Origin of the sequence: Vibrio sinaloensis DSM 21326 (assembly GCF_000189275.1) — a bacterium.
Taxonomy (GTDB): Bacteria; Pseudomonadota; Gammaproteobacteria; order Enterobacterales; family Vibrionaceae; genus Vibrio; species Vibrio sinaloensis.
In genome coordinates, this window is sequence record NZ_AEVT01000022.1 from 1 (window position 1) to 24,555 (window position 24,555).

At 47.0% G+C, this 24,555-nt stretch carries 23 protein-coding genes; 5 read left to right on the plus strand and 18 right to left on the minus strand.

Annotated elements, in window-relative coordinates; genetic code table 11:
* The 4 genes from RH45_RS05145 to fabB all read right to left on the minus strand — a co-directional run.
* Positions 1-2,928: FimV/HubP family polar landmark protein (locus RH45_RS05145; protein ID WP_008074585.1), on the minus strand; the 2,928-nt coding region annotated here is incomplete at its 3' end.
* A 203-nt stretch (positions 2,929-3,131) separates the two neighbouring features.
* On the minus strand, positions 3,132-4,145 hold the full coding sequence (locus RH45_RS05150) for an aspartate-semialdehyde dehydrogenase (RefSeq protein ID WP_008074586.1): 1,014 nt from the start codon (positions 4,143-4,145) through the stop codon (positions 3,132-3,134).
* The gene (locus tag RH45_RS05155; RefSeq protein ID WP_008074589.1) at positions 4,142-5,275 is read right to left on the minus strand and encodes a 4-phosphoerythronate dehydrogenase; all 1,134 of its coding nucleotides are present in this window, start codon (positions 5,273-5,275) and stop codon (positions 4,142-4,144) included. Before RH45_RS05155 ends, RH45_RS05150 begins: the two co-directional genes overlap by 4 nt.
* A gap of 246 nt (positions 5,276-5,521) precedes the next feature.
* Positions 5,522-6,733 carry a beta-ketoacyl-ACP synthase I gene (fabB, locus tag RH45_RS05160; protein ID WP_008074591.1) on the minus strand — a complete coding sequence of 404 codons (1,212 nt, stop codon included), beginning with the start codon at positions 6,731-6,733 and terminating at the stop codon, positions 5,522-5,524.
* 127 nt (positions 6,734-6,860) lie between these two features.
* Between fabB and mnmC the strand changes: the two genes are divergently transcribed.
* A complete protein-coding gene (gene mnmC / locus RH45_RS05165; RefSeq protein WP_008074594.1) occupies positions 6,861-8,879 on the plus strand; it encodes a bifunctional tRNA (5-methylaminomethyl-2-thiouridine)(34)-methyltransferase MnmD/FAD-dependent 5-carboxymethylaminomethyl-2-thiouridine(34) oxidoreductase MnmC in 2,019 nt (672 codons plus the stop codon).
* A gap of 36 nt (positions 8,880-8,915) precedes the next feature.
* Here the strand turns inward: mnmC and RH45_RS05170 are convergent, their stop codons facing one another.
* Both RH45_RS05170 and RH45_RS05175 read right to left on the minus strand, forming a co-directional pair.
* Positions 8,916-9,443 carry an NADPH-dependent FMN reductase gene (locus tag RH45_RS05170; RefSeq protein ID WP_008074595.1) on the minus strand — a complete coding sequence of 176 codons (528 nt, stop codon included), beginning with the start codon at positions 9,441-9,443 and terminating at the stop codon, positions 8,916-8,918.
* Positions 9,444-9,573: 130 nt separating this feature from the next.
* Positions 9,574-9,837 carry a YfcL family protein gene (locus RH45_RS05175; protein ID WP_008074597.1) on the minus strand — a complete coding sequence of 88 codons (264 nt, stop codon included), beginning with the start codon at positions 9,835-9,837 and terminating at the stop codon, positions 9,574-9,576.
* 157 nt (positions 9,838-9,994) lie between these two features.
* Between RH45_RS05175 and RH45_RS05180 the strand changes: the two genes are divergently transcribed.
* Both RH45_RS05180 and RH45_RS05185 read left to right on the plus strand, forming a co-directional pair.
* Positions 9,995-12,133, plus strand: a complete 2,139-nt coding sequence (locus RH45_RS05180; protein ID WP_008074599.1) for an LruC domain-containing protein — start codon at positions 9,995-9,997, stop codon at positions 12,131-12,133.
* Positions 12,134-12,143: 10 nt separating this feature from the next.
* Entirely contained in the window at positions 12,144-12,590 is a 447-nt protein-coding gene (locus RH45_RS05185) for a hypothetical protein (protein ID WP_008074600.1), read from the plus strand.
* A gap of 36 nt (positions 12,591-12,626) precedes the next feature.
* Here RH45_RS05185 and RH45_RS05190 read toward each other — a convergent pair whose 3' ends face one another.
* Positions 12,627-13,157, minus strand: a complete 531-nt coding sequence (locus RH45_RS05190) for an elongation factor P hydroxylase (protein WP_008074602.1) — start codon at positions 13,155-13,157, stop codon at positions 12,627-12,629.
* 223 nt (positions 13,158-13,380) lie between these two features.
* Between RH45_RS05190 and RH45_RS05195 the strand changes: the two genes are divergently transcribed.
* Positions 13,381-14,004 carry a trimeric intracellular cation channel family protein gene (locus RH45_RS05195; RefSeq protein WP_008074603.1) on the plus strand — a complete coding sequence of 208 codons (624 nt, stop codon included), beginning with the start codon at positions 13,381-13,383 and terminating at the stop codon, positions 14,002-14,004.
* A gap of 37 nt (positions 14,005-14,041) precedes the next feature.
* Here the strand turns inward: RH45_RS05195 and RH45_RS05200 are convergent, their stop codons facing one another.
* The 3 genes from RH45_RS05200 to prmB all read right to left on the minus strand — a co-directional run bounded on the left by RH45_RS05200 (position 14,042) and on the right by prmB (position 18,365).
* Positions 14,042-15,946: a bifunctional metallophosphatase/5'-nucleotidase gene (locus tag RH45_RS05200; RefSeq protein ID WP_008074605.1), complete on the minus strand. Its 1,905-nt coding sequence runs from the start codon at positions 15,944-15,946 to the stop codon at positions 14,042-14,044.
* Between the two features lie 214 nt (positions 15,947-16,160).
* Positions 16,161-17,246, minus strand: coding sequence for a chorismate synthase (gene aroC / locus RH45_RS05205; protein ID WP_008074606.1), 1,086 nt, complete (start codon positions 17,244-17,246; stop codon positions 16,161-16,163).
* Positions 17,247-17,432: 186 nt separating this feature from the next.
* Entirely contained in the window at positions 17,433-18,365 is a 933-nt protein-coding gene (gene prmB, locus RH45_RS05210; RefSeq protein WP_008074607.1) for a 50S ribosomal protein L3 N(5)-glutamine methyltransferase, read from the minus strand.
* A 61-nt stretch (positions 18,366-18,426) separates the two neighbouring features.
* On the opposite strand from prmB, the gene smrB reads away from it, so the two are divergent.
* Complete coding sequence (gene smrB, locus RH45_RS05215; protein WP_008074608.1) at positions 18,427-18,957, plus strand: endonuclease SmrB; 531 nt, start codon at positions 18,427-18,429, stop codon at positions 18,955-18,957.
* An 86-nt stretch (positions 18,958-19,043) separates the two neighbouring features.
* On the opposite strand, the gene flhB is transcribed toward smrB, so the two are convergent.
* Genes flhB through fliL form a run of 8 tightly spaced genes read right to left on the minus strand, consistent with a single transcriptional unit; the run spans position 19,044 to position 24,527 of the window.
* Positions 19,044-20,174: a flagellar biosynthesis protein FlhB gene (gene flhB, locus RH45_RS05220; RefSeq protein ID WP_008074609.1), complete on the minus strand. Its 1,131-nt coding sequence runs from the start codon at positions 20,172-20,174 to the stop codon at positions 19,044-19,046.
* A 15-nt stretch (positions 20,175-20,189) separates the two neighbouring features.
* Positions 20,190-20,972, minus strand: coding sequence for a flagellar biosynthetic protein FliR (gene fliR, locus RH45_RS05225; RefSeq protein ID WP_008074610.1), 783 nt, complete (start codon positions 20,970-20,972; stop codon positions 20,190-20,192).
* 3 nt (positions 20,973-20,975) lie between these two features.
* Complete coding sequence (fliQ, locus tag RH45_RS05230; protein ID WP_008074611.1) at positions 20,976-21,245, minus strand: flagellar biosynthesis protein FliQ; 270 nt, start codon at positions 21,243-21,245, stop codon at positions 20,976-20,978.
* A 12-nt stretch (positions 21,246-21,257) separates the two neighbouring features.
* Positions 21,258-22,133 carry a flagellar type III secretion system pore protein FliP gene (fliP, locus tag RH45_RS05235; RefSeq protein ID WP_008074612.1) on the minus strand — a complete coding sequence of 292 codons (876 nt, stop codon included), beginning with the start codon at positions 22,131-22,133 and terminating at the stop codon, positions 21,258-21,260.
* Positions 22,120-22,536 carry a flagellar biosynthetic protein FliO gene (gene fliO, locus RH45_RS05240; RefSeq protein ID WP_008074613.1) on the minus strand — a complete coding sequence of 139 codons (417 nt, stop codon included), beginning with the start codon at positions 22,534-22,536 and terminating at the stop codon, positions 22,120-22,122. Before fliO ends, fliP begins: the two co-directional genes overlap by 14 nt.
* Positions 22,537-22,539: 3 nt before the next feature.
* Complete coding sequence (gene fliN, locus RH45_RS05245) at positions 22,540-22,950, minus strand: flagellar motor switch protein FliN (protein WP_005471831.1); 411 nt, start codon at positions 22,948-22,950, stop codon at positions 22,540-22,542.
* A gap of 22 nt (positions 22,951-22,972) precedes the next feature.
* Entirely contained in the window at positions 22,973-24,022 is a 1,050-nt protein-coding gene (fliM, locus tag RH45_RS05250; RefSeq protein WP_008074615.1) for a flagellar motor switch protein FliM, read from the minus strand.
* A gap of 7 nt (positions 24,023-24,029) precedes the next feature.
* Positions 24,030-24,527: a flagellar basal body-associated protein FliL gene (fliL, locus tag RH45_RS05255; protein WP_008074617.1), complete on the minus strand. Its 498-nt coding sequence runs from the start codon at positions 24,525-24,527 to the stop codon at positions 24,030-24,032.
* Positions 24,528-24,555 lie beyond the last annotated feature (28 nt).

Below are 24,555 nucleotides of genomic sequence, written 5' to 3' on the forward strand. Positions count from 1 at the left end.
TGGAGTCTCTGGAGTCTCTGGAGTCTCTGGAGTCTCTTCAGATGGTGACTGAGCTTGCTCTTGTTGTGCAAGAACATCTTCTTGTTCAACATCAAGCTCTTCACCCAATGCCGTATCGGCGGGCTCTAGTTCAGAAGCCGCTTCTATCGGAGTCTCTAGAGAAGACGCAGCGTCTGGTGACTCAACTTCATCGATAGCTGCTGTTAACCAATCTTCTTCTTCGCTAGTCTCATCTATCGATTCGATATCTTGCGCTGCGACAGGCTCTTCTTCCTCGACAAAAGAAAGCTCCTCTGTCATTTCATCAGAATCAAACTGAGGATTTTCGACTTCATCAATCGCGCTAGTCAACCAATCATCGTCATCCTCGTCGCCATCTGGCTCTGGCTCTGGCTCTGGCTCTGGCTCTGGCTCTGGCTCTGGCTCTGGCTCTGGCTCTGGCTCTGGCTCTGTAGAGTCTAAGTCAAACTCATCAATATCAAGGGGCGATCCTAAATCATTACTTAGTGGCTCATCTATCAGCTCATCAAGATCCAACTCGTCGAGTAAAGGGTCCGCTTCTGGCGCGACACTCAGCATATCGTCGATGAAATCTTTGCTTGAAAAATCATCCACCACATTGGCCTGCTCTGCTGAATCACCCTCCAACTCAGGCTGTTCATCAACAGCAGAGGTGTCTTCTATTTCATCATCAGTCTCTGCAACCTTAGATTGACTATCATCAATCTCGTTAACCATTTCCTCAACAAAAGCAGACTCATCCAAATCCTGCTCTGCAGATTCTGTTGGCTCTTCAGCTTCCATCGCCTCTTCGGGCGTGTCAGCAGCACCGGATAATGCTTCGTCTGAAGGCTCTAGATTCTGCTTTTCAATTTCCAGTAGTTCTTCGAAAAGATCGGTGCCTTCATCACCTAAATCTTCATTCGATACGTCACCACTTTCTTCACTATCGAATAGCTCATCGAGCAACTCCGTGCTGTCATCTAGAGAAATCGATTCCTCACCCGTCGAATCACCGATGAGTTCATCTAGTTCAGAATCGAGATCGAACGACTCGCCATCAGTATCATCGATAAGCTCGTCGAGGAGGTCCGTGCTTTCTTGACCGATTTCTGGCTCGGCGTCATCTAAGCCGATTAACTCATCAAACAGGTCCTCACCTTCAGCTTCAACGTCAGCTTTAGTCAAGGCATCCGTATTGTCTGCAAGAAGCTCATCTAATAGATCAGTGCTACTCGCATCAACCGTTGGCGCATCTTCGTCCAACATTTCGTCTAACAGCGCCGTTTCATCAAGCGAGTTAGCTTCGAGCGTCTCTAGATCAGCTTGAGCTTCCATTTGAGCGAAGATATCGTCAATCTCGCTATCCGACGCTAAGCTTGGCTCATCCAAAGGCGTTTCTGACTCGTCGCTTAAGTCAAAGTCGTCGCCTTCATCAAGCAAGTTGTCAAAATCTAAGCTATCACTACCGTCGTCTTCGACTTCATTGAACAAGTCATCCAACATGGATTGATCGAGTTCACCCGCATCAAGGTCTTCAGAGTCACCGTCTTGAGCAAGTAATGAATCAAGCGCCTCTTGCGACATGTCACCTTCATCAGAAAGATCAAAGCCGTCGTCTTCACCAGCGTCATCAATCACAACCTCGTCAAGTGCGCGCTCCATTTCTTCGAGGCCAAGTGCTTTGTCGTCACCGTTTACGCTTATGCCATTTGAGCTTAGATCGACATCAGTCAACGACTCATCTAAGTCGCCATCATCACCAATCCCCGCGAATGGGTCATCGCCATCTTCACCTTCAAGATTGAAATCAAGATCGCTGTCATCTAAATCAGCGAATACGTCATTTTCTTCGCTTTGATCTTCTTCCAGCTCTGCATCATCAGAATCGCCGAATAGGTCGTCATCTAGGAGTAGATCGTCATCTAAATCTTCGTTGATGGTATCTGCGACTGGGGCGACTGGTTGTTGAGCAGCGCTCTCTTGCTGAGGCTCTGAGGCAGGCTCTTCTTTTTTGCGGCGACCAAGCAGAGCAAAGACTAACAAACCGATCAGTAGGCCAGGGATCGTTGCAAGCGCAGCGACCAATCCGGTGTTAGCAAAGAAGTTATCGATCGATGACGGTGCGAGTTTTTGTTCTTCCGCCAAGCGCATGCGCTCTGCTTCTAACTGTTTTTCCACTTCGTCGCGTATACGTGCCTCGTCGCCAAGCTCATCTTTAAGTACATCGACTTCAGATTGAACTTGAGCAAGCATTAAGCGTAATTTGTGGTTCTTCTCTTCCAACGCCATCAGCTCGCCTTCAGAGCTTTCAAGTTGTTTTTCTAACGTATCAACTTGCTGGGTTTGCTCTTGCTTAGCGATCTTAGCTAAATCGTTATTCGTTTGTTCTGCTTGTGCGGGTTTACTGCCAGCACTATCAACCATAGGTTTGGTTGAGGGCTGCTCTTTAGTTGGTGCGGTTGGTGTCGTGCTTGCTGTCGCCGTCGCCGCAACGCTAGTGTCAGCCAAGCGGGCTTTGTGCGCTGCCATTACATTCACAGCTTCTTGAGTGGATACTCCGCGAACTTGAGTTAACGAAGGAATACGTAACGTACTTCCAGGAATCAACTCATGAATGTTCTGATTGTCAAACGCTTGAGGATTAAGTTGGAAAATGGCGTAGAGCGTTTGTTGAATCGAAACTGAGCCAGCAGGACGCAATTGGGTTGCAATCCCCCAAAGCGTTTCTTGCCCCGTCGTAGGGCCATAAAAGCGTGAAGGCTCTGCGGTACGGGAGCCATTAGCGACAGGTTCAGAGAATTGAGGGGAAGATTGGATTTCACCATTCGGTCCCTTAAGGCGAATACTCTCTGCGCTTACAATAGTAGTTTGAGTCACGGCAACCATTGCCAATGGCAACAGTAGACGCTGTAGAAGTCGACGCATATAAGGCTCAGCTATGTGCTCAATTAGTTTAAATATACAGTGATCTGTTAAATATATCGGATAAAGCGGGCAAAACTATAGGTATAGAGACAAAAAATGTGTGGCTTACGCCATAATCGCATTAATCTCACACAAATTTTCTCCAATCGATTAAAAAAGCCTCACACTATGGTGAGGCCTTGATAGTCATATCAGTAACGCAATCAGTAGTAATCGCGAATCAGTACTTCAGCGATCTGTACCGCGTTGGTCGCCGCACCTTTACGTACGTTGTCAGCAACCACCCAAAGGTTAACCCCGCTATGATGACTAATATCGTTGCGAATGCGCCCAACCATTACATGATCTTTACCGCCTGCATCTCTCACTTGAGTTGGGAAGTCTTCACCTTGGAACACCTCAATACCATCAGTCTGCTCGAGAAGATTAATCACTTCTTGTGCATCAATCGGTGCACAAGTTTCTAGATGTACCGCTTCAGCGTGACCGTAGAACACAGGGACTCGAACACAAGTTGGGTTTACAGTAATACCCGGATCGTTGAAGATTTTTTGTGTTTCCCAAACCATCTTCATTTCTTCACGTGTGTAGCCGTTTTCCATAAACTGATCAATTTGAGGGATACAGTTAAAAGCGATCTGCTGTGAAAACTGCTCATTTTCCGCTGGCAGACCATTAAGAAGCTTGGCCGTTTGACCCGCTAACTCATCAATACCACCTTTGCCCGCACCGGAGACAGATTGATACGTCGAAACATTAATACGCTCGATACCCACAGCATCATGAATCGGTTTCAGCGCAACTAGCATCTGAATCGTTGAACAGTTCGGGTTAGCAATGATATTACGGTTGCGGAACTCTGCTATCGCTTCCGGGTTCACTTCAGGAACGACAAGAGGAATGTCGTACTCGTAGCGGAACTGAGAGGTATTGTCGATCACGATTACCCCTTCGTCGGCAGCAATTGGCGCCCACTTTTCTGACAGTTCGCCACCAGCAGAAAACAGAGCAATATGAGCTTGCGACCAATCAAACTCTTCTACGTTTTGTACACGCACGGTTTTGCCATTGAAACGATAAGTCTTGCCAGCACTGCGCTCACTAGCGAGTAGAAAAATCTCACCGACTGGAAACTTGCGCTCTTGTAGCACTTCCAGAATCGTTTCACCCACGGCGCCTGTCGCACCTAAAACAGCAACATTGTATTGTTGGCTCATTGACTTACCTCAACCTTAAAACCTAACTTAGCTAGCGGTGTTAAGTGACAAGACTTACCACCGACTAGCGTGACAGCACTGTACTCACGACGGTCCCAGTAATTTTTTCGCATTAGGTCAAACGAACCCGGCTTACTGATTTCACGTCGGAACAAGGCGTCATCTTTACGCACATCATAGACCAGCTGCGTGATGTTGTGCAGCGTTGCTTCATCCCACTCTCTATCGAGGACCATTGTCGGCACAGGAGCGGTAGGCAGCAGGTCACTGGCATGCGCACGTAATTCATTACCTAGGAACTCGCAGTAACTGTTAAAGATCATTGTCGTTCCACGAGCTTTACCCTCCAAGCCATAACCAGCCACATGAGGGGTTGCGAATGCTAGCAGAGGCAGAAGCTCCATATCAACCTCTGGTTCAAACTCAAACACGTCTAACGCCGCAATAAAACCATCATTTTTCGCTAATCGCTGCTTTAGCGCCGTGTTATCAACGATAGGACCACGAGCAGCATTGATAAGGATTTGGTCACCCCTTAATTGCTCTAAGCGCGCAGCGTCGATAAGGTGATGCGTTGGGTAATCGCCTTCCCGAGTAATGGGGGTATGCAGCGTGATGATATCGGACTCTGCCAGCAGGGTGTCTAGTTCCGTGAACTGGCGCGGATCGCCTGCCGTTTGCTTAGGGGGATCGTTGATCAGCACATTCAACCCAATCCCTTCAAGGCATTGTTGAAGGTAACTACCCACTTGACCGGCACCAATGATACCGACCGTCTTGTCAAAGACAGAAAAGCCATGTTGCTGAGCTAAAACCATCATGACGCTGAATGCGTACTCTGCCACACCAACTTTGTTGCAGCCTGGAGCTGCAGTAAAGAAAATCCCCTTCTCAGTCAGCAGCGCCTGATCAACATGATCCATACCTGCCGTCGCTGTACCGACAAACTTTAGCTTGTTGGCTTTAGAAATCAGTTGTTGGTTAACTTTTGTCACAGAACGAATCATCAAGGCATCGACATCGATAAGATCATCGGCGGTTAAGGTTCGACCGGGTTTTAAGACTACCTCTCCGAGCTGGCTAAAAAGCTGCTCAGCATAAGGCATGTTTTCATCAATTAGGATTTTCATGGCTTTTAATGCGTGACTAGAATGTGAAGTGGAATGAATTCATTGATTGTGCAGAAAAGCACTGCCAGTGTCGAGGTGAATGTCCTGGCAAAAGAAAAATGCCCGGCATATAGCCGGGCAACGTTCCAGAACAAAAGGATCTTAACCCGCTCTCCATGGGTTAAAGTCTGCGTCTGTTCGATACATCGTTTCCACGATGTATCAAGCTCTGGAAACTGGATTGCCGAATACAATCGGCAAGTTCAGTTAGCCTTGGTACTTCTTAATAACGAGTGTCGCGTTAGTACCACCAAAACCAAAACTGTTAGACATCACAGTCGTCAATTCTACATCGCGTTTTTCTGTCACGATATCAAGACCTTGAGCTGCTTCGTCTAGATTCTCGACATTGATACTAGGTGCAACAAAGTTGTTCTCTAGCATCAGTGTTGAGTAAATTGCTTCATGAACGCCAGCTGCACCAAGTGCATGGCCAGTCATTGCTTTTGTTGCTGAAATAGCAGGGCTGCTTGCGCCAAATAGCTCTTGAATTGCACCAAGCTCTTTCACATCACCAACTGGCGTAGAGGTACCGTGAGTATTGATGTAATCGATGCCATCAACATCTTGCATCGCCATCTTCATACAACGAACCGCACCTTCACCAGATGGCGCAACCATGTCGTAACCATCTGACGTCGCGCCGTAACCTACGATTTCACCGTAAATTTTTGCACCACGTGCTAGTGCATGCTCTAGCTCTTCGATAACTAGCATGCCGCCGCCACCAGAAATAACAAAACCGTCACGGTCCGCATCGTAAGTACGTGATGCTTTATCTGGTGTTTCATTGTATTTGGTTGATAGTGCACCCATGGCATCAAACATCATAGTTTGTGACCAATCAAGCTCTTCACCACCGCCAGCAAACACGATGTCTTGTTTGCCTAGCTGGATCAGCTCCATTGCGTGGCCGATACAGTGTGCTGATGTCGCACAAGCTGAGCTCATTGAGTAGTTAACGCCGCGAATCTTGAATGGTGTTGCAAGACAAGCTGACACGGTTGAAGACATAGTACGAGGTACCATGTATGGACCAACACGCTTCACGCCCTTCGCTCGCATAGTATCTACCGCCAGAGCTTGGTTTAATGCAGAAGCACCACCTGAACCTGCAACGATACCTGTGCGCTCATTCGACACTTGCTCTTCAGTCAGGCCAGAGTCTTCGATTGCTTGCTGCATTGATAGGTATGCATACGCCGCCGCATCACCCATAAAGCGCATCTGTTTGCGATCAATGTGCTCTGCTGGGTTGATTTTAAGATCACCCCAAACCTGAGAACGTAGACCTTGCTCTTTAAACTGCTCAGAAGCAGTAATACCAGATTGACCTTGTTGTAGAGACGCTAAAACTTCTTCGACGTTGTTACCGATACTTGAAACAATACCCATACCGGTGATTACGACACGTTTCATTATGACATTCCTATAATTCTAAATTCCGCTAGATGATAACTAAGTTACTTCTGAAAAGTGGTCAGCTTTCCCATAAATCCGTACAATCGCATCAACTTTATTGCCTTTATCACAAAAATCTGACGCTATGACCTCGATTACCAATGCTCAACTTGGCTGGAATGAAGCTGGAACCCCAGTTTCTGACCAATTCGATGACGTTTACTTCTCCAACGTAAACGGCCTTGAAGAAACTCGTTACGTGTTTTTGCAACAAAATCATCTCCCACAAAGATGGCAACAATTTGACCAACGTCGGTTTGTGATTGGTGAAACAGGGTTTGGCACCGGACTTAACTTTCTCGCCGTATGGCAGTGGTTTAATCAATTTAGACAACAAAACCCAGATGCACCGCTCAAAGAGTTACATTTTGTAAGTTTTGAGAAGTACCCCCTAAGTAGAGAGGATTTGGTTAAGGCTCATCAAGCTTGGCCAGAACTAGCCCAATTGGCGGAGCAGCTCCAATCCCACTACCCAATTGCCGTACCTGAATGCCATCGAATCGTGTTGGAAAACGGTGCGATCACACTCGATCTGTGGTTTGGTGATATCAAAGACTGCATGCCAAAAGTTCCAGTCACCGAGCAGGGCTTAATCGACGCATGGTTTTTAGATGGTTTCGCCCCAAGCAAAAACCCAGAGATGTGGAACCAAGAGTTGTTCAATAACATGGCAAGACTGGCGAAAGATCAATGCTCTTGCGCCACCTTCACTGCCGCGGGTTTTGTCCGTCGAGGATTAATTGAAGCGGGTTTCGCAATGCAAAAAGTCAAAGGCTTTGGCACCAAGCGCGAAATGATCGCGGGTCGTTACACAAATCAACACCCATACTCGAACATCAAACCTTGGTTCCATCGCCAAGCGAGCCATTCCTCCGAATCAATTGCCATTATCGGCGGCGGAATCGCCAGTGCGACCTTGGCAAAAACACTATTGCGTCGTGGCAAGTCGGTCACTTTGTACTGTCAGGATACACAAGCCGCTCAAGGCGCATCCGGTAATCGTCAAGGCGCGGTATACCCCTTGCTAAATGGCGCCCATAGCGGTGTCTCACGTGTATTTGCCCCCGCCTTCCTGTTTGCACGACAGTTCATTGACCAAGCTGCCGAGCATATTAGCTTCGACCACGATTGGTGTGGCGTGACTCAATTGATGTGGGATGAAACATCGCAAACCAAACTGGAAAAAATGCTGACGGGCAACTTTGACCCGCAACTTATCCATAAGCGTTCCGCGCAGCAAACCAGCGAAGCCATTGGCTTGCCTATTGATCTAGAAAGCGTCCACTACCCGCTTGCAGGCTGGCTATGCCCAGCTCAGCTGACAAAAGGGTTATTTGACGACATGCTGAAAAGCAATCTATTTAACGCTTACTTTGACTGTAAAGTTGAGCAGCTAGATTGGGACGAAGTATCGAATTTTTGGCAGATTAAGGCAGGCGATCAATCGTTCCGTCACGACACAGTAATCGTCGCCAACGGCCATCAATTTGATGAGTTGAGCCAAACCAGTAAGTTACCACTGGGTAAAGTGAAAGGCCAAGTCAGCCACGCCCCAACCACAGAAACACTCAAAAAACTCAGTTCAGTACTGTGTTACGACGGCTACATGACCCCGGTCAATCCAAACAACCAGCATCACTGCATTGGTGCGAGCTACGATCGCAGCCACTTGGACTATCAGTTTGATCCGCAAGCTCAACGAGAAAATTCGCAGAAACTGGTGAACTGTGTCCCGAACCAAAATTGGCCTCAAGACGTCGATACAACGGGCGAGCAATCTCGACAGGGTATCCGCTGCGTAAGTCGGGATCACTTACCATTTATTGGAGAAGTCGGCCAATTTGAGAATATCCTAGAACAATATAAAGACTTGGTGAACACGCCAGATGATCAAGCCCCTAGCATCGCTCAATACCCAAACCTGTTCTGTTTCCTCGGTCTGGGCTCGCGTGGCCTAAGCTCAGCGCCTTTACTAGCGGAAACGCTCGCTTCTCAGATCTGTGGCGATCCTATGCCATTACCTGTCGATGTACTTGAAGCATTGCACCCAAGCCGAATGTGGGTGAGAAAGCTGAAGAAAGGTAAATCGATTACCGAGCTATAACCAAAAAGGAACGCTAAGCGTTCCTTTTTTTTTGGTTTATTTCGCGAGTTCACGCACTATTTGCATGACCTGCTGAGCGATGTCTTGATCGCGGAATGCTCCCGTTTCTAAATCAAAACTGTCATAAAAACTCGCGACAGAGAGTGAAGCTTTTACTTGCGCGCCAAAATATGGTGCTGACGCAAGTGCCGCGGCTAGAACCGTTTGGGCACCACCAGGGCCTGGCGACGTTGAAAGATATACGGCAGGTTTGTTTTGGTAAACATTGCGGTCAATTCGACTTGCCCAGTCAAACAAGTTTTTGTAAGCCGCTGGGTAAGAGCCATTGTGTTCGGCATAAGAGATAACAAGCGCGTCAGCGTCGGCTAAATCGGCAAGGAAAGCTTTGGCACCTTCGGCTTGACCAATCTCTTTCTCTTTGTCTTCGCTAAAGATTGGTACTGAGTACTGATTCAAATCCAACACTTTCACTTCAGCACCTTCTACAAGGCTCGCTGCGTAAGTCGCCAGTGTTTTATTGATTGAGGTTGAACTTGTGGATGCACCGAATGCGACAATTTTCATGATCTGTTTCCTTTCACTCTCTTTGGCTGTGGTCTTAGATTAGCCAAGCGCGATTTTGTCAACAAGCATAAAAATACAAAGGGGTTGTTCGAATATTTCGAACAACCCCTTATTCATCTACAAAGAAAAACTAAGCCTGATTGACTAGCTCCAACCATAGGTCATTGACGATAACGCGATCGGCGGGCGTCAGTTCAGAGCGTGCGGCTTCTAGGCTGGCTTCAATACGAGACTTCAGCACATCAATATCGTTAATCTCTTCTTCTTCACATGCTGCCGCAGAGAGAGAAATGTGTCCACGCAGATAGCCACCTGCGAACAATTCATCGTCTGATGCCGAGCTAATTCGTGCGTCAATTAACTCTAACAACTTCTCTTCAAATTCAATAATCATGATGGTGCTTCGCCTAACTCAGTTTGCATCTCAAAAAGAATGCTGAAGCTTCTCACATTGAGAATACGAACGCAAACCCTATATGTAGCAAGGCTTGAGAGTATGGCACGCGGTGTGCAATTCCCCTTACATGCTCACTAAAAACCGAGGAATCACAATGAAAATGAACTCTATCCTCAAAGAGGTAATCCTATCAGCAGGCGTCAGTTGTTATGTTCCGGTCAGTCTAGCTGGAACCCCCTTTACCGATTGCCCAACGGAAGCTTTTTTAATTCAGAACCCTTCTGGTTTCCCTGTAGCTTACGGCGTCAATATCGATTTGGGCAGTTACATCACCATGAGCTCTAACCTAGGCAGCGCGAAAATCAATGCTATCGGTTACAGTCAGCACGACGATTTCATTTATGGCTGGGATTACGGCGCAAAATCTTTAGCCAAAATCGATGCAACCTTCACTAAGTATGCGCTCGCAGTCAGTAGACCATCTGGTGCACCAGAGTCTATCTATGTTGGGGATGTCGCTCTTTCTGAAAACGCTTGGTACGGGTACCGTCCGGGTAATGGTTTGTACCGCATTGACTTAGATAGTCTTGACATGGAGTTAGTCGCCGATAGTAATCAGTTCGGCAGCCCTGCTATATTTGACATCGCATTCCACCCCGATAATGGCTTAGCCTACTCTATCGACGCAAATGGGTACCTTTGGGAAATCAATGTCGCTAACGGAACTTCGCAAGCGCTTAATCAAATTCTGGATAAATCCCAATTAGGCTACAAACTCACTTTCGGTGCGATTTATTTTGATGTTGATGGCAATCTCTACGGCAGTAACAACAGTAACGGTTACGTGTTTCGTGTCACGCTCAACGGCAATAACTCCAGCGCCGCGTTTTTTGCCTATGGCCCTTCAAGTAATTCGAATGATGGTGCACGCTGCGCGTTAGCGCCTGTGGAAGCAAGCGAGTACACAGACTTTGGTGACGCTCCTGATAGCTATAAAACCTCATACGCTCAGCTCGGTGCGCGACACGGACTTTCTGACTTAAAACTCGGCTTACTTGTCGACGGTGAAACCGATGGCAGCCCCTACCCACTCAGCGATGACCTGTCAGATGGTTCCGATGACGATGATGGCATCCAATTCCCAGTACCCGTTCAAGTCGGTCAAACCAGCAAAATTATCGCGACTGTGAATGGCGCAACAGCGAACTCACGTCTGAATGCGTGGATTGATTTCGATCGCGATGGGACTTTTGAAGAGGATGAGCTAATTATCCAAGACCAGTCGGTCGACGAAAACACCGGCGACCTGTTCTTCTCTGTCCCAACATGGGCGGAGGTCGGCCAAACTTGGGCACGCTTCAGGCTGTCCAACACTGCGGGCATCGGGCCTTCGGGCGGTGTACCGGCTGGCGAGGTAGAAGACTATCAAATCGACATTACGGAGAGTGGCGTTGTTACGGAAACGTATCCGACTGGCGCGTCGTATGTCACTTTTGCTTATGAAGACCAATACCCGCTCGTTGGCGACTACGATATGAATGACGTGCTAATGAACGTCAAGTTCACAGAATATCAGCTTGATGAACAGGTCATCCGCCTAAAAATAGAAGGACAGATCGCGGCGTTGGGCGGCGATAACCGCTCTGGTTTTGCCATCCGCCTTCCAGATGTGGCACGGAGTGATGTCAAAGAGGATTCAATCGAACTGACGATCAATAACTCGGTATCGAACGCTGTCGTCTTAGAGCAAGGAACAAATGACGCGGTACTCATCATTCATGAAGATCTCTGGGATATTACCGAAGCTGGCGAGGCAGAAAACTGCACCATGTTCCGCACTCAAGTAGACTGTGGCACCAGCTATCGTCCAACTTGGCAACTCACTCTGTCACTCAAAAATGCGGTCGACAACAGTGCTATGCCAGCCTTCCCATATGACCCATTCATCTTTGCGGCTCCCGGCCATTATTACGGTGAGGTCGGCTTGGAAGTGTCTGGCGGCCATCCTGGAAGGGGGTTAGAGATCCATCTCAAAAACAAAGCTCCCACCAGCAAGTTCAATACGGCGTACAAATCAAAAGGAGTAGACGCTTCATCAGGTAATACCCACTACCACAACAGTAATGGTTTACCTTGGGCGATTGAAATTCCTATGACATGGAAACACCCGTTAGAACAAACCAACATCCTAGAAGCCTACAGCCAATTCGCTGGGTTTGCTCAAGATAGCTCTGGAGCAACCAACGCAACTTGGTATACCGAGCCTAACTCAAACAACATCTACAACGATTAAGGAGAGTACGATGAACACTTTAACCAAACTAAGCGTTATGACCTGTATGTCTCTTAGTCTAATCGGCTGTGGTGGTGGCGGAGGTGGCGGTAGCTCGTCGTCAGGCAGTGCAAGCTCATCAAGCACGTCGGTGTCATTAGAAGATTTACGCATCGACAATCAAAACGGCTTAGAGTCTGTCTATCACGTCACCATCGATGTGTTGCTGCCCGAACTGGCAGCGGAGCAAGCGTATATTTCGGTCTGTGACAATAGTAATGGCGTCGATCAAATCAACTATGATAACTGTCTAATCAAAGCGGCCTTGCATCAGGGGGCTGGCCAATATCAACTGCGTGTTGCCAATCATTGTCAAGATCTGGTGGCAGTGGTATCTGTGATGAATCCAGATGAACCGACACGTTATTACCAACACACACATGACGACCAACTTGAAACAACCTGGCTGATTCAATAAAGCAACAAAAGCCGCCTTATCGGCGGCTTTGTCAATTTACTTCACTGAAAACTGTTCGATGTGGATCTCTGGGGTTGCGTAGAATTGGCGTAATGCATCCGAGAGCATCTTAACTCTCAAAGGGATCCCTTGCTGCAAAATGCTTTCTACTTCGGCATAAACCTTAGCCATAAAAGCGAGACGGTTCGGCTCAAAGTCACCATTGAGGTTATCGCAGCTCACACTAAACGGGAATCCGGCACTCACTGCTAGAATCCATTCATAGGCTTGCGGGCGAATTTCGACCTTTTCAAACTCCGCCTGTACTTGCTCTGTTCGTCCATCTGGTTCATACCAATAGCCAAAATCTTCCAATAAGCGACGTTTAGGACCTGCTACACACCAATGGGCGATCTCATGCAATGCGGAGGCATAAAAACCCCGAGCAAAAATAATCCGATGGTATGCAGTCTCCTCATCCGCAGGCAGATAAATAGGCTCATCGCCACCGAGTTCGAGTTTGGTGTTGTATTGGGCAAAAAAAGTCAGATTAAAAATCTTGATAAGGTCTTGGTATTCGTGGCTCATGGCTCGATTTAGGTATCACAAATTTAACGCCCCGCATTCTCGCATTTTTGCTGTCGATTGCAAATCCCTAGTCTAGGTGGTGGTATTAGAAAAAGTTATTGGAAAAACGTTTTCGTGGATACAAAATCTCATTCGTCACGAGTGCTATTTGCCACTACACTCTCGCCTTAATTTATAAGATGGTGGACTGCAAAAAATCCACGCTTTATCAAGGCAAAACATAATGTTACTCAGCATTTTATACATCATTGGTATCACGGCAGAAGCGATGACAGGCGCACTAAGCGCTGGGCGGAGAAAAATGGACTGGTTTGGGGTCATGTTAGTCGCCAGCGCAACTGCAATTGGTGGCGGCACTGTACGAGATATTTTGCTGGGACATTACCCTTTAGGCTGGGTGGAAAATCCTCAGTTTCTCGCGATTACCTGTATCGCTGGAGTACTAACCACTGGGTTGGCAAAATGGGTAATTAAACTCAAAGGACTTTTTATTCGTCTCGATGCTCTAGGTTTAATCGTCTTCAGTATCATTGGCACCAAGGTGGCGATGGGAATGGGTCACCACGCGATGATCTGTATGGTATCAGCCCTAGTAACTGGCGTTTTTGGTGGTTTGCTGCGCGACCTTATTTGTCGCCAAACACCATTAGTACTCCATGAAGAGCTTTATGCTTCTGTTGCTCTTGTTGCTTCTGGCTTGTACCTGACTCTGCTTGAGCTTGGGGTAAATGACGTAACAGCAACGATTTCTACACTGATTGTGGGTTATTTGCTGCGCATGGCTGCCGTTCGGTTCAAATGGCGTCTACCTTCTTTCCAATTGGAAACTGAAGGTTCAATTCACTAAATTTAAGAGGCTTGGTATGACCAAGCCTCTTCACGATTTAATTCAGTGCTTCAATGATAGCCAGCTCTCGCTCTAGATTAACTTTCTCAGCTTGAGTCGCTTTCTTCAGTTGTTGTTTGCGTTTTTGAACTGCCGCTAACTTATCTTGTTGCGAAGCAAATTTGAGTCCTTCAACATTGATTGAAGAAATATTGGTATAACGACCATCTTCGCTCGTTGGTACAGATATTACCCCATTATTGAGCAGAGATTTAACCACAGCTCGTTCTGACTTAAGGTCGTCGTCTAACCCCACCAACTGCCAACGTTGTTGCATTTTTCCTTCGTAACGGCCGTTTTTCTGCTCTGTCAGATAGCGAATAGTGAGATTACGAATAGTCCCTTGCTCTTCACCGTATTCCGCTTCAGTATCAAACAGAACGGGGAAGTTTCTGCCTTCCAGTACGCCACCTTTTTTGGTTAAGTGCCCCATACGATAGCTGTTCATTCCGATTCGAACCTCAGTATCATCAGTAACTAAACGACCGTCAGAAAACTTAAGATCAGTAATACGCTGCCCTTTTGGTTGGGTTAGGTCAATCTTGTAGGTTACTCCAGCAAAGAAATCATTGGTTGAGTATTTTGAGGCTCTTCGTTTAGGGTCAAAACTGTAAGTCACATCACCAGGAACGACCGAATTGAAATAACCCGCCGACCATTCCATATAAGTTTTGAGCTCTTTACCTGTCATCTGGTAAACCGTGATTTCCCCCCCTGCGTATTGGTAGTTGTAGGCAATATCTTTTGCTTTGATCGGGCCAACATCTAATTCAGCCTTATCATTGTCAATCTGCAGGGCAATGACATTGGCTTTCGGTGCATAGAAGAAACTGGCCTCTTGGAACAAGGCACTAATTCCTGTGTCTTGGACATGAACTTGAGGAATGCCACGAATTTCATCATCAGGGACAAGATCAACGCCGATCAATTGTGCCACCTCACGATTAGCCATCTCACGCAAGCGTTCATGATAAGGCTGATATAGGGCTTCCATTTTCTTATCGGATTCAGTGCCTTTGATCTTATAAGTGAAGCTGTCTTTGTTGATTAATGTGTATTGCCCATTGCGCTCTTCAAACTGGAGATCCACACGTGACAACGCTCGGCCATATTTGTCTGGCTCAGTAATGATCACGCCATTGACCACAGCTTTGTCGATACGGGTATGCATGTGGCCAGCGACAATGGCATCTAGCTCCGGGTTTGCATTAGCAATATCTGAAACCCCAGTATTGGCAATGTCATTTTCATTGTCTAACCCCATATGAGCGACCAGTACTAGAGCATCAACCTGATCATCTAGCTTTTCAATGACTTTTTTCACTTCCAGAGTTGGATTAGTGAACGTCACCCCTTGAAGGCGATTGGTACCTTCGGCAAATACTTGCGTCATGGGAGTATCCATACCAATCACGCCGATCTTGATTCCTCCTCGCTCAATCACGGTATACCCAGGCAGGAATGGATTACCATCAGGACGCTTAATATTGCCGCCTAACGACTGCCCCTTAAACTGAGTGAGCGAGCGATTTAGTACACCTAGCCCGAAATCAAACTCATGATTACCTAATACCCAGACATCGTACTCCATCTCATTGAAACCGAGCATCATCGGATCGACTGGCTCATCTTTGAATGTCTCGACAAAGTTACCTTGGATGGTGTCGCCCGCGTCGACTAAGATCGTATTCGTTTCTTCCGCTCGTATTTTTTTCACCTTAGTCGCTATCTGACTTAAGCTGCCACGCATATTCGCTTTATCTGCTGCGTAGTCCCAAGGCATAAAGTGACCGTGAAGATCGGAAGTTCCCAATATGGTGACTTGGTGGATATCTCCTTCTGCGGCAATACTGGGCAAAGAGAGAGACAACAGAATGGCACTGGTTAGTAGGGTCTTTTTCATTTTTATTCATCCAGTCGTTTAAAAACAAAATGAATACTAAGGAGAGGGAAGAACAACAAATGTGATTCAAATCAACCAAATACAAACTTGTAACATTCCATTGCAGCCAATTGGGAGACAAGACTCACAACCAACAGCTTTTACACGTTAATAATAGTGCAGATGCAAAAAAGCCCCGACTTAGAATCGAGGCTTTTGGGAATCTTGCTACAGATTAGATCTGTGGAGTTTCTGTCGCTACACCATGGTTTTGACCACGATGACGAAGCAAGTGATCCAACACAACAATCGCTAACATCGCTTCAGCAATCGGCACTGCGCGGATACCCACACAAGGATCGTGACGACCTTTGGTGATGAGTTCTGTTGACTCACCTTGCTTAGTGATCGTCTCGCCCGGTACGGTAATACTCGATGTCGGCTTAAGCGCGATGTTAGCCACGATATCTTGTCCAGTCGAAATACCACCAAGAATGCCACCTGCGTGATTGCTGCCAAAGCCATCAGGCGTCAGGATATCGCGATGCTGGCTGCCTTTTTGGCTAACAACGTCAAAACCGTCACCGATCTCAACACCTTTAACCGCATTGATGCTCATTAGAGCGTGAGCAATATCGGCGTCCAATCGATCAAAGACTGGCTCGCCTAGGCCAACCGGTACATTGGTAGCGACAACCTGTAACTTAGCGCCGATGGAATCACCTTGCTTTTTCAGGTCGCGAATCAGTTGGTCAAACGCTTCAACCTTATCAGCGTCAGGGCAGAAGAAAGCGTTGTTTTCGATTTCGTCCCAATCAACCTTGTCAATTGACACATCACCCATTTGCGACAAGTAAGCGCGAATCTCAACGCCAAACTCTTGCTTGAGGTACTTCTTAGCTATTGAGCCTGCTGCCACTCGCATCGCTGTTTCACGAGCAGATGAGCGACCACCGCCACGGTAATCACGCACACCATATTTTTGATGATAAGTGTAATCCGCATGACCTGGACGGAATTTGTCTTTAATTTCTGAGTAGTCTTTCGAACGTTGGTCTGTGTTCTCAATCAACAACCCAATTGACGTGCCGGTTGTTTGGCCTTCAAACACACCCGAAAGAATTTTGACTTCATCCGGTTCGCGGCGTTGGGTGGTATAGCGAGAAGTGCCTGGACGACGACGGTCCAAATCAACTTGAATATCTGCTTCCGTGATTTCCAGACCCGGAGGGCATCCGTCAACGATACATCCTAGTGCGATACCGTGACTTTCCCCGAATGTCGTTACTCGGAAATGTTGTCCGATACTGTTTCCTGCCATTACTTCCTCAAACTTGTCAGCTCTGTAAATTGAGCTTTACACTTTAATTTTTCATTATTTCATAGTGTCTTTATTACGGTTTGATGTAAACCCCAAAGCGCAACTATTTTGCTATTCTCCACGCACAAAAAAACGCCGAGCCAGAAACAACTCTGACTCGGCGTTTAATCGTAAGACAAAGACCGCTTAGTCTTTGTAGATAGAAAACTCTTCCGCGTGAGCAAGCATTTGTTCACGAGTCAACATGAATACGCCGTGACCACCGTTTTCGAACTCAATCCAAGTAAATGGAATATGCGGGTATTGCTCCATCATATGGATCATCGAGTTACCCACTTCACAGATAAGAATACCGTTATCTGTCAAGTAATCTGGTGCGTTAGCCAGAATACGACGAACCAACTTCAAGCCATCTGTGCCGGCAGCCAAACCGAGCTCTGGTTCATGGGTGAACTCATCTGGCAAGCTGTTCATATCTTCTTCGTCCACATAAGGTGGGTTAGATACGATTAAATTGTACTTCTCTTTTGGCAGATCACGGAACAGATCAGAACGGATCGGGAAAACTTGTTGCTCCATGCCGTGGTCTTGGACGTTTTGCTCAGCCACTTGTAACGCATCGGTCGAAATATCGATTGCATCGACTTCGGCATCTGGGAAAGCATGTGCACATGCGATCGCAATACAGCCGCTGCCGGTACACAAGTCCATGATACGTACAGGCTCTTCAACCAACCATGGTTGGAACTCTGCTTGGATTAGCTCGCCGATTGGTGAACGTGGAACCAGTACGCGCTCATCTACAAAAAACTCTAAGCCACAGAACCAAGCGCGATTGGTTAAATAAGCCGTTGGGGTACGATCGTTAATGCGTTTCACTACGCGTTCAACCACGCGTAAGCGTTCGCTGCTCGTCAAACGAGAATTTAAAACATGTGGAGGCACGTCAATTGGTAGGTACAACGTTGGAAGGACTAGCTGCACAGCTTCATCCCAAGCGTTATCAGTACCGTGACCGTAAAATAGGTTGGCGGCGTTGAAGCGACTCACTGTCCAACGAATCATATCTTGAAGCGTGTGTAATTCTGATACCGCTTCTTCTACAAAAATCTTATCCAAAATTGCCTCCGAAAAGCGCTACAATACTGCCTATAGCATTTTTAAAACTATTTGATTTCCCATGAGCAAAAAAGACACCGAGATCGATGACGATTTCGCCTTATTTCAGGATGCAGTACAAGGCGTAAAAAAGTTGTCACAGGATACCATAATCCAGCAACCAAAAAGAAATACTAAGCAAAAAGAAATCACGCGTACCAGCCGTGAAGCAAGCGATTCTGAATTCTATTTTTCAGACGAGTTTGTACCGCTTTTAAGCGAAGACGGCCCTACCCGTTATGCACGCGATGACGTCTCAACGTATGAGGTAAAACGGCTACGTCGCGGCGTCTACGTACCGGATGTTTTTTTGGACATGCACGGTATGACACAGCAAGAAGCCAAACGAGAGCTGGGCTCGATGATCGCTTACTGCATTAAAAATGAAATCTCCTGTGCCTGTGTTCAACATGGTATTGGTAAACACATTCTTAAACAGAAAGCGCCGCTTTGGTTGGCTCAACATCCGGATGTAATGGCTTTCCACCAAGCACCGCTAGAGTTTGGCGGTGATGGCGCATTGCTGGTATTGCTTTCCATTCCAGAAAAATAGTGACCACAGTGTGATTTTAAAGGGGGCTTTTATGCCCCCTTACTCTTGTCACTAACCGTCATAGGTTAGGTTGGTAACACTAGCCGCTATTGCCTTAAATCAGGAGGGATCGGCAGCTCGGACGTTTTGAGATTCGGTCGCTGGCCACCACGTTTTCGATATTGCTTAAGTTGGAACACATAAGCCAACACCTGTGCGACAGCGGTAAACAGACCATCTGGAATTTCTTGTTCAAGCTCGGTTGAATGGTACAAAGCCCTCGCAAGTGGTGGTGCAGGAATAACGTAGATATCGTGTTCGCGAGCGATTTCACGAATCTTAAGAGCCATATGGTCAGTACCTTTGGCCACAACTATAGGCGCTCTATCGGAATTCTGTTTATAGCGTAGTGCGACCGAAAAGTGCTCCGGGTTGGTGACGATCACATCAGCCTGAGGAACCTCAGCCATCATACGTCGCTGCGCCGCTTCACGCTGCAACATACGAATTCGCCCTTTGACTTCAGGCTTACCCTCGGTCTCTTTGTATTCATCTTTCACTTCCTGCTTGGTCATCTTCAGTTGATTGGCGTGTTGCCAGATCTGAAATGGAATATCGATTGCGACCACAATCAGCAAAGTACAGCTGATAAGAAGGATAAAATTAAGCAGAATGTCCAGTGAATGGAAAATGTTTTGCGGAAACACGTCCATACTCAGTTGGAACAGGTCTTCTTTAGCGGCATTGATCAGGTAGAAAGCCATACCGGATACCAAAGCCACTTTGAGTATTGACTTGATAAGCTCAACCCAACTCTGTAAACCCACCATGCGTTTTAAACCACTGAGTGGGTTCATCTTCGACCATTTTGGCATCGCAGCTTCGACGGAAAAGCTGATTCCTCCGACTCCCGCCGCCCCAGCAACCGCAGCGATAAACAGCGTCACTAGGATAAGAATAAGCGGTAAGATAAGGCTCGTGAGCGACCCCAACGCTAAATCAAACAATTTAACTTGGTCAAAGATCTCTTCTCGTGAAAGCGTGAAAAGGCGTTCCATTACGGTAAACAGCGCACGTGCCAATGACTCGCCAAACCACATGAGCGAAACTGCACCTACCACTAATACCGATACTGACGCCAGTTCTTTAGACCTTGCAACCTGCCCTTTTTCTCGGGCCTGTTGCAAGCGTCTGGGCGTGGCGTCTTCGGTACGTTCTTGACCGTCGGATTCTGCCAACCTAATCTCCCACGATTAACAATCTAAACGAATAAAGCGACATATCTGCTGCTCTCCTTGCAACCAGAATAGTTCATAATGGCTATACAATCCGCCAAGGATGTACCAACACAACAACAAACCAACAATCAATGCGAAGGCAAAACCGAGCGAGAAGATGTTCAACTGAGGCGCCGCACGAGTCATTACACCAAACGATAAGTTAATCGTCAGCAGGGCAATAATGCCTGACAACGACATACTCAACGCCACCTTAAACATTATGCCTAACCAAAGAGCAAGTTCGCGAAAGTCGACCGTTGTTAACGAGCCCGCACCGATAGGCAAAGACTTAAAGCTCATCACCACCAGCATGATCATTTTGAGGTGACCATCAGTCGCAAGGAAAAACATCGTCGCTAAGAACATAAAAAGTTGACCAAGCAATGGCGTATTTTGACCATTGGCGGGGTCAACCATAGAGGCAAAACCTAAGCTCGACTGCATACCCAAAATTTGACCCAAAATAACAAAGGTTTGAATCATAAACTGAGTGACAGTGCCCATGGCAACACCAATGACGATTTGTTCCAATAAGGTCATAAAGCCCTGAAAGGAAAGCAATTGAATGTCTTCAGGTACGGCAGGAATGGCTGGCATCACAGCGAAGGTGATCGCCAAACCAAGATAGAGTCGAACTCGGGTTGAAACAAAACGCGCCCCTGTTACCGACATCACCATTAACATGGCAGATATACGGGTATAGGGCCAAAAGTAGTTCGCAAGCCAATCTAAGACAATACTAGCCGGGTATTCCATAGGCTAATACAGCACCTGAGGTAGCCGCTCTATCAAGTTAAAAAAGAACTCCATCATCATCTGCGTCATCCAATGAGCAAACAACATCAGGGCTAATAGCGTCACAATCAGACGCGGCAAAAAGCTTAATGTCTGTTCGTTGATCGAGGTGGCGGCTTGAAAAATAGCGACAACGAGACCGATCAACAAGCTAGGGATAATGATGGCACACACCATAATGAGTACCATCCATAGCGCATCACGAAACAGTTCGACAAATATTTCTGGAGTCATGGTGTTCTCCCGCTACAAGGCAAAGCTGCCGGCTAACGTCGAGAGGATCAAATTCCAACCGTCCACCAACACAAACAGCATCAACTTGAACGGCAAAGAGACGATCATCGGCGACAGCATCATCATACCCATAGCCATCAATACCGACGCCACCACCAAGTCGATGATCAAAAATGGCAAGAACAGCATAAAGCCTATCTGGAATGCGGTTTTAAGCTCAGAGGTGATAAAAGCAGGAATGAGAACGGCCATCGACACGTCTTCCGGATTATTAACTGTTGCACCCGATATATTAACGAAGGTTTCCAAATCCTTAACGCGTGTTTGCTTGAGCATAAAATCTTTCATGGGTGCCTGCGCCAAATCGAACGCTTCGCGAGCAGAGATCTGTTCATTGATGTATGGCTGCACTGCCGCTTCATTAATCTTGTTGAGCACTGGCGACATGATGAAGAAAGTCAAAAAGATAGCGATACCAATGATCACCTGATTCGATGGTGTCTGTTGGAGACCCATCGCCTGACGCAGAATCGACATCACCACCACAATTCGAGTGAAGGAAGTCATCAAAATAACCATGGCAGGCAAAAAGCCCAACATCGTCATCAAGGCCAATATTTGCAGGTTAATCGAGTAATCTTCGCTGCCATCCGGATTGGTCGTCATCGTAAAGGCAGGAAGGCCTCCCCCTCCACCAGTAAAGCTACCAGTAGTGATGGTCCTGTCGGCACCCTGCTCTTGGCTCATCGCACTGACGGTAACTGATTCCGACACAGCGGCATTATTTGGAATCGGCGTGTCGATCTCTTCTTGCGCTCCAACGATGGCTGAAAAAACAGACAAGATCAGAGCGAGTACAAGGGCAGAAAATGAGCTAGTTTTTATCATTCTTTTTTATCAGCTGACTGAGTTGATTAGCGAAAGGGCTGGTCGCGAACCCAGGTTTATTCAGCTCCTCCTGAGATAAGGGCTTATCCAACTTGGAAATCAATTGAATGGATTGAGGGGTTACCCCGACGAGAAACTGCTCTTCCCCAGCTTGCACAATCATAATACGTTCACGAGTCCCAACTGGGATTTGACGCAATACGCTTAATCCTTGTTGATTCACCATTGCGGGTACGCGCATTCGTTTAAGCAGCCAAGCTAAAAATAAGATGAAGGCTATAACGAACAAGAGCGACCCAAAGGTGGTCGCCCAGTCTAGTTGGCCACCAGGGGTGGCGGCCAGTGTAGAAGAAGAGAATAGAGCCAGCGTTACAACTAAGCCGCTCTTGCGCTTGTACGCCATATGCTACCTTAGCTTCTTAATACGCTCAGTTTGACTAATCACATCGGTTAGACGAATACCAAACTTGTCATTGACCACAACGACTTCGCCATGTGCGATCAAGGTACCGTTAACTAACACATCCAGTGATTCACCCGCTAAACGTTCAAGCTCAACCACTGAGCCTTGGTTTAACTGCAATAAGTTACGAATGCTGATTTGTGAACGCCCGACTTCCATCGAAATAGTGACCGGAATATCGAGAATCGTATCCAGCTTGCGGCGCTCATCATCAGAGATAGGACTCGAGGTATCTTCGAGCTCATCAAGCTGAGCGGACATCACTTCATCGACATCAATTTCAGGTGCACTTGGATCTTCACCTAAGGCTGCAGCCCATTCGTCAGCCAATTTTTGGTCGTCACTTGGTTCCATACCTAATACCTACAATTCTCTATTAATCTTCGATTTCGCCATCGTCATCTTCCAATTCTGAGATGACATCTTTACCTAAGAAGGCAATATCGGTTTTGACCACATCTGGTCGTTTGATTTTTTCTGACACCTGAACCGCTAAGTTTTCACCTGAGCGGCCCATCTTCACTCGGAAAGTCGGCAGCTCTTCGACAAACATAGTTGCATGCTCAGGCATAGTGATAGGGATGATGTCTCCAGGTTGGAGCTCCATCAAATCACGCAATGATATGTCTTGCTCCAACAAGTTAACGCGGAAATTAACTGGCACATCCATGATCTCTTCACGCAGTGCCGTACTCCAACGAACGTCCGTTTCCATCTTGTCCGACTGGACACCAGCATCCAGGAGTTCACGGATCGGCTCGACCATTGAATAAGGCATAACAACGTGGAAATCGCCACCACCACCGTCAACCTCGATATGGAACGAGCTTACGACGATAACTTCTGTCGGGCTTACAATATTAGCCATACTTGGGTTAACTTCAGAATCCAAGTATTCAAACTCGACGCCCATTACTGGCGACCAAGCTTCTTTATAGTCTTCAAAAACGATTTTCAGCAGCAGCTGGACAATTCGGCGCTCGGTAGGCGTAAATTCACGCCCTTCGATTCGAGCATGAAAACGGCCATCTCCACCAAAAAAGTTTTCCACCAGGATAAACACCAAACGTGCTTCCATGGTGATCAAGGCGGTACCCTTTAATGGTCGAAAGCGCACCATGTTCAAACTTGTCGGTACGTACAAAGTATTTTGGTATTCACCAAACTTCATCATTTGCACGCCGTTGATCGACACTTCCGCTGTTTTTCGGAGCATATTGAACAAGCTGATTCGCATGTGTCGTGCAAAGCGCTCATTGATAAGCTCCAATGTCGGCATTCGACCACGAACAATGCGGTCTTGAGAGGAGAAGTCAAAGTCGACAGCACTGGTGTCACTGGCAACCGCTTCCTCTTCGACCTCGTCTACGTCATCAACACCGTGGAGTAGCGCATCAATTTCGTCTTGGCTTAATAGATCGGTCACAGGTCACCTATTGAATGACAAAATCGGTAAATAGAACGCGCTCAATCACAGGCTGTCCTACTGCACGAGATAAACTGGCTTTGATATCTTCAGTCGCTTTGTCACGCAATTCAATTCGACCATTCGCAGTACGCAGCTGCTCGACTGTTGCTGAAGCGAAGGTACTCAATAGCGAGCTTTCAACCAAAGGGGAGTGATAACGGGCGAGGTTTTCGTTTTCAGTACCGCGCACCATAAGCTGAACTTTAATTTGAACTAAGCGGTCTCGCTTATCGCCGGTCACATTGAAAATAAATGGCTGGGCGATGTTTACGTAAGCAACAGGCTCAGTGGAGACCACGACTTCCTCTTGGGCAGCGGCTTCCTCTGCTGCTGGTTCATCGGAACCCATTAAAAAGAATGCGGCGCCACCACCACCGAGTAGAAGAACGACAACCGCAACAATGATGATAATTAACTTACCTTTCCCTTTGGGTGCTTCTGTTTCGACTTCTTCGACTGCCATAACTTAACGTTCTCTTTATGTTGGTATT

Excerpts from the sequence above, each read along its gene's own strand:
- RH45_RS05150 (WP_008074586.1), bottom strand. The coding sequence starts at position 4,145 with ATGAGCCAACAATACAATGTTGCTGTTTTAGGTGCGACAGGCGCCGTG.
- RH45_RS05155 (WP_008074589.1), bottom strand. The coding sequence starts at position 5,275 with ATGAAAATCCTAATTGATGAAAACATGCCTTATGCTGAGCAGCTTTTT.
- fabB (WP_008074591.1), bottom strand. The coding sequence starts at position 6,733 with ATGAAACGTGTCGTAATCACCGGTATGGGTATTGTTTCAAGTATCGGT.
- mnmC (WP_008074594.1), top strand. The coding sequence starts at position 6,861 with ATGACCTCGATTACCAATGCTCAACTTGGCTGGAATGAAGCTGGAACC.
- RH45_RS05170 (WP_008074595.1), bottom strand. The coding sequence starts at position 9,443 with ATGAAAATTGTCGCATTCGGTGCATCCACAAGTTCAACCTCAATCAAT.
- RH45_RS05175 (WP_008074597.1), bottom strand. The coding sequence starts at position 9,837 with ATGATTATTGAATTTGAAGAGAAGTTGTTAGAGTTAATTGACGCACGA.
- RH45_RS05180 (WP_008074599.1), top strand. The coding sequence starts at position 9,995 with ATGAAAATGAACTCTATCCTCAAAGAGGTAATCCTATCAGCAGGCGTC.
- RH45_RS05185 (WP_008074600.1), top strand. The coding sequence starts at position 12,144 with ATGAACACTTTAACCAAACTAAGCGTTATGACCTGTATGTCTCTTAGT.
- RH45_RS05190 (WP_008074602.1), bottom strand. The coding sequence starts at position 13,157 with ATGAGCCACGAATACCAAGACCTTATCAAGATTTTTAATCTGACTTTT.
- RH45_RS05195 (WP_008074603.1), top strand. The coding sequence starts at position 13,381 with ATGTTACTCAGCATTTTATACATCATTGGTATCACGGCAGAAGCGATG.
- RH45_RS05200 (WP_008074605.1), bottom strand. The coding sequence starts at position 15,946 with ATGAAAAAGACCCTACTAACCAGTGCCATTCTGTTGTCTCTCTCTTTG.
- aroC (WP_008074606.1), bottom strand. The coding sequence starts at position 17,246 with ATGGCAGGAAACAGTATCGGACAACATTTCCGAGTAACGACATTCGGG.
- smrB (WP_008074608.1), top strand. The coding sequence starts at position 18,427 with ATGAGCAAAAAAGACACCGAGATCGATGACGATTTCGCCTTATTTCAG.
- fliR (WP_008074610.1), bottom strand. The coding sequence starts at position 20,972 with ATGGAATACCCGGCTAGTATTGTCTTAGATTGGCTTGCGAACTACTTT.
- fliQ (WP_008074611.1), bottom strand. The coding sequence starts at position 21,245 with ATGACTCCAGAAATATTTGTCGAACTGTTTCGTGATGCGCTATGGATG.
- fliP (WP_008074612.1), bottom strand. The coding sequence starts at position 22,133 with ATGATAAAAACTAGCTCATTTTCTGCCCTTGTACTCGCTCTGATCTTG.
- fliO (WP_008074613.1), bottom strand. The coding sequence starts at position 22,536 with ATGGCGTACAAGCGCAAGAGCGGCTTAGTTGTAACGCTGGCTCTATTC.
- fliN (WP_005471831.1), bottom strand. The coding sequence starts at position 22,950 with ATGGAACCAAGTGACGACCAAAAATTGGCTGACGAATGGGCTGCAGCC.
- fliL (WP_008074617.1), bottom strand. The coding sequence starts at position 24,527 with ATGGCAGTCGAAGAAGTCGAAACAGAAGCACCCAAAGGGAAAGGTAAG.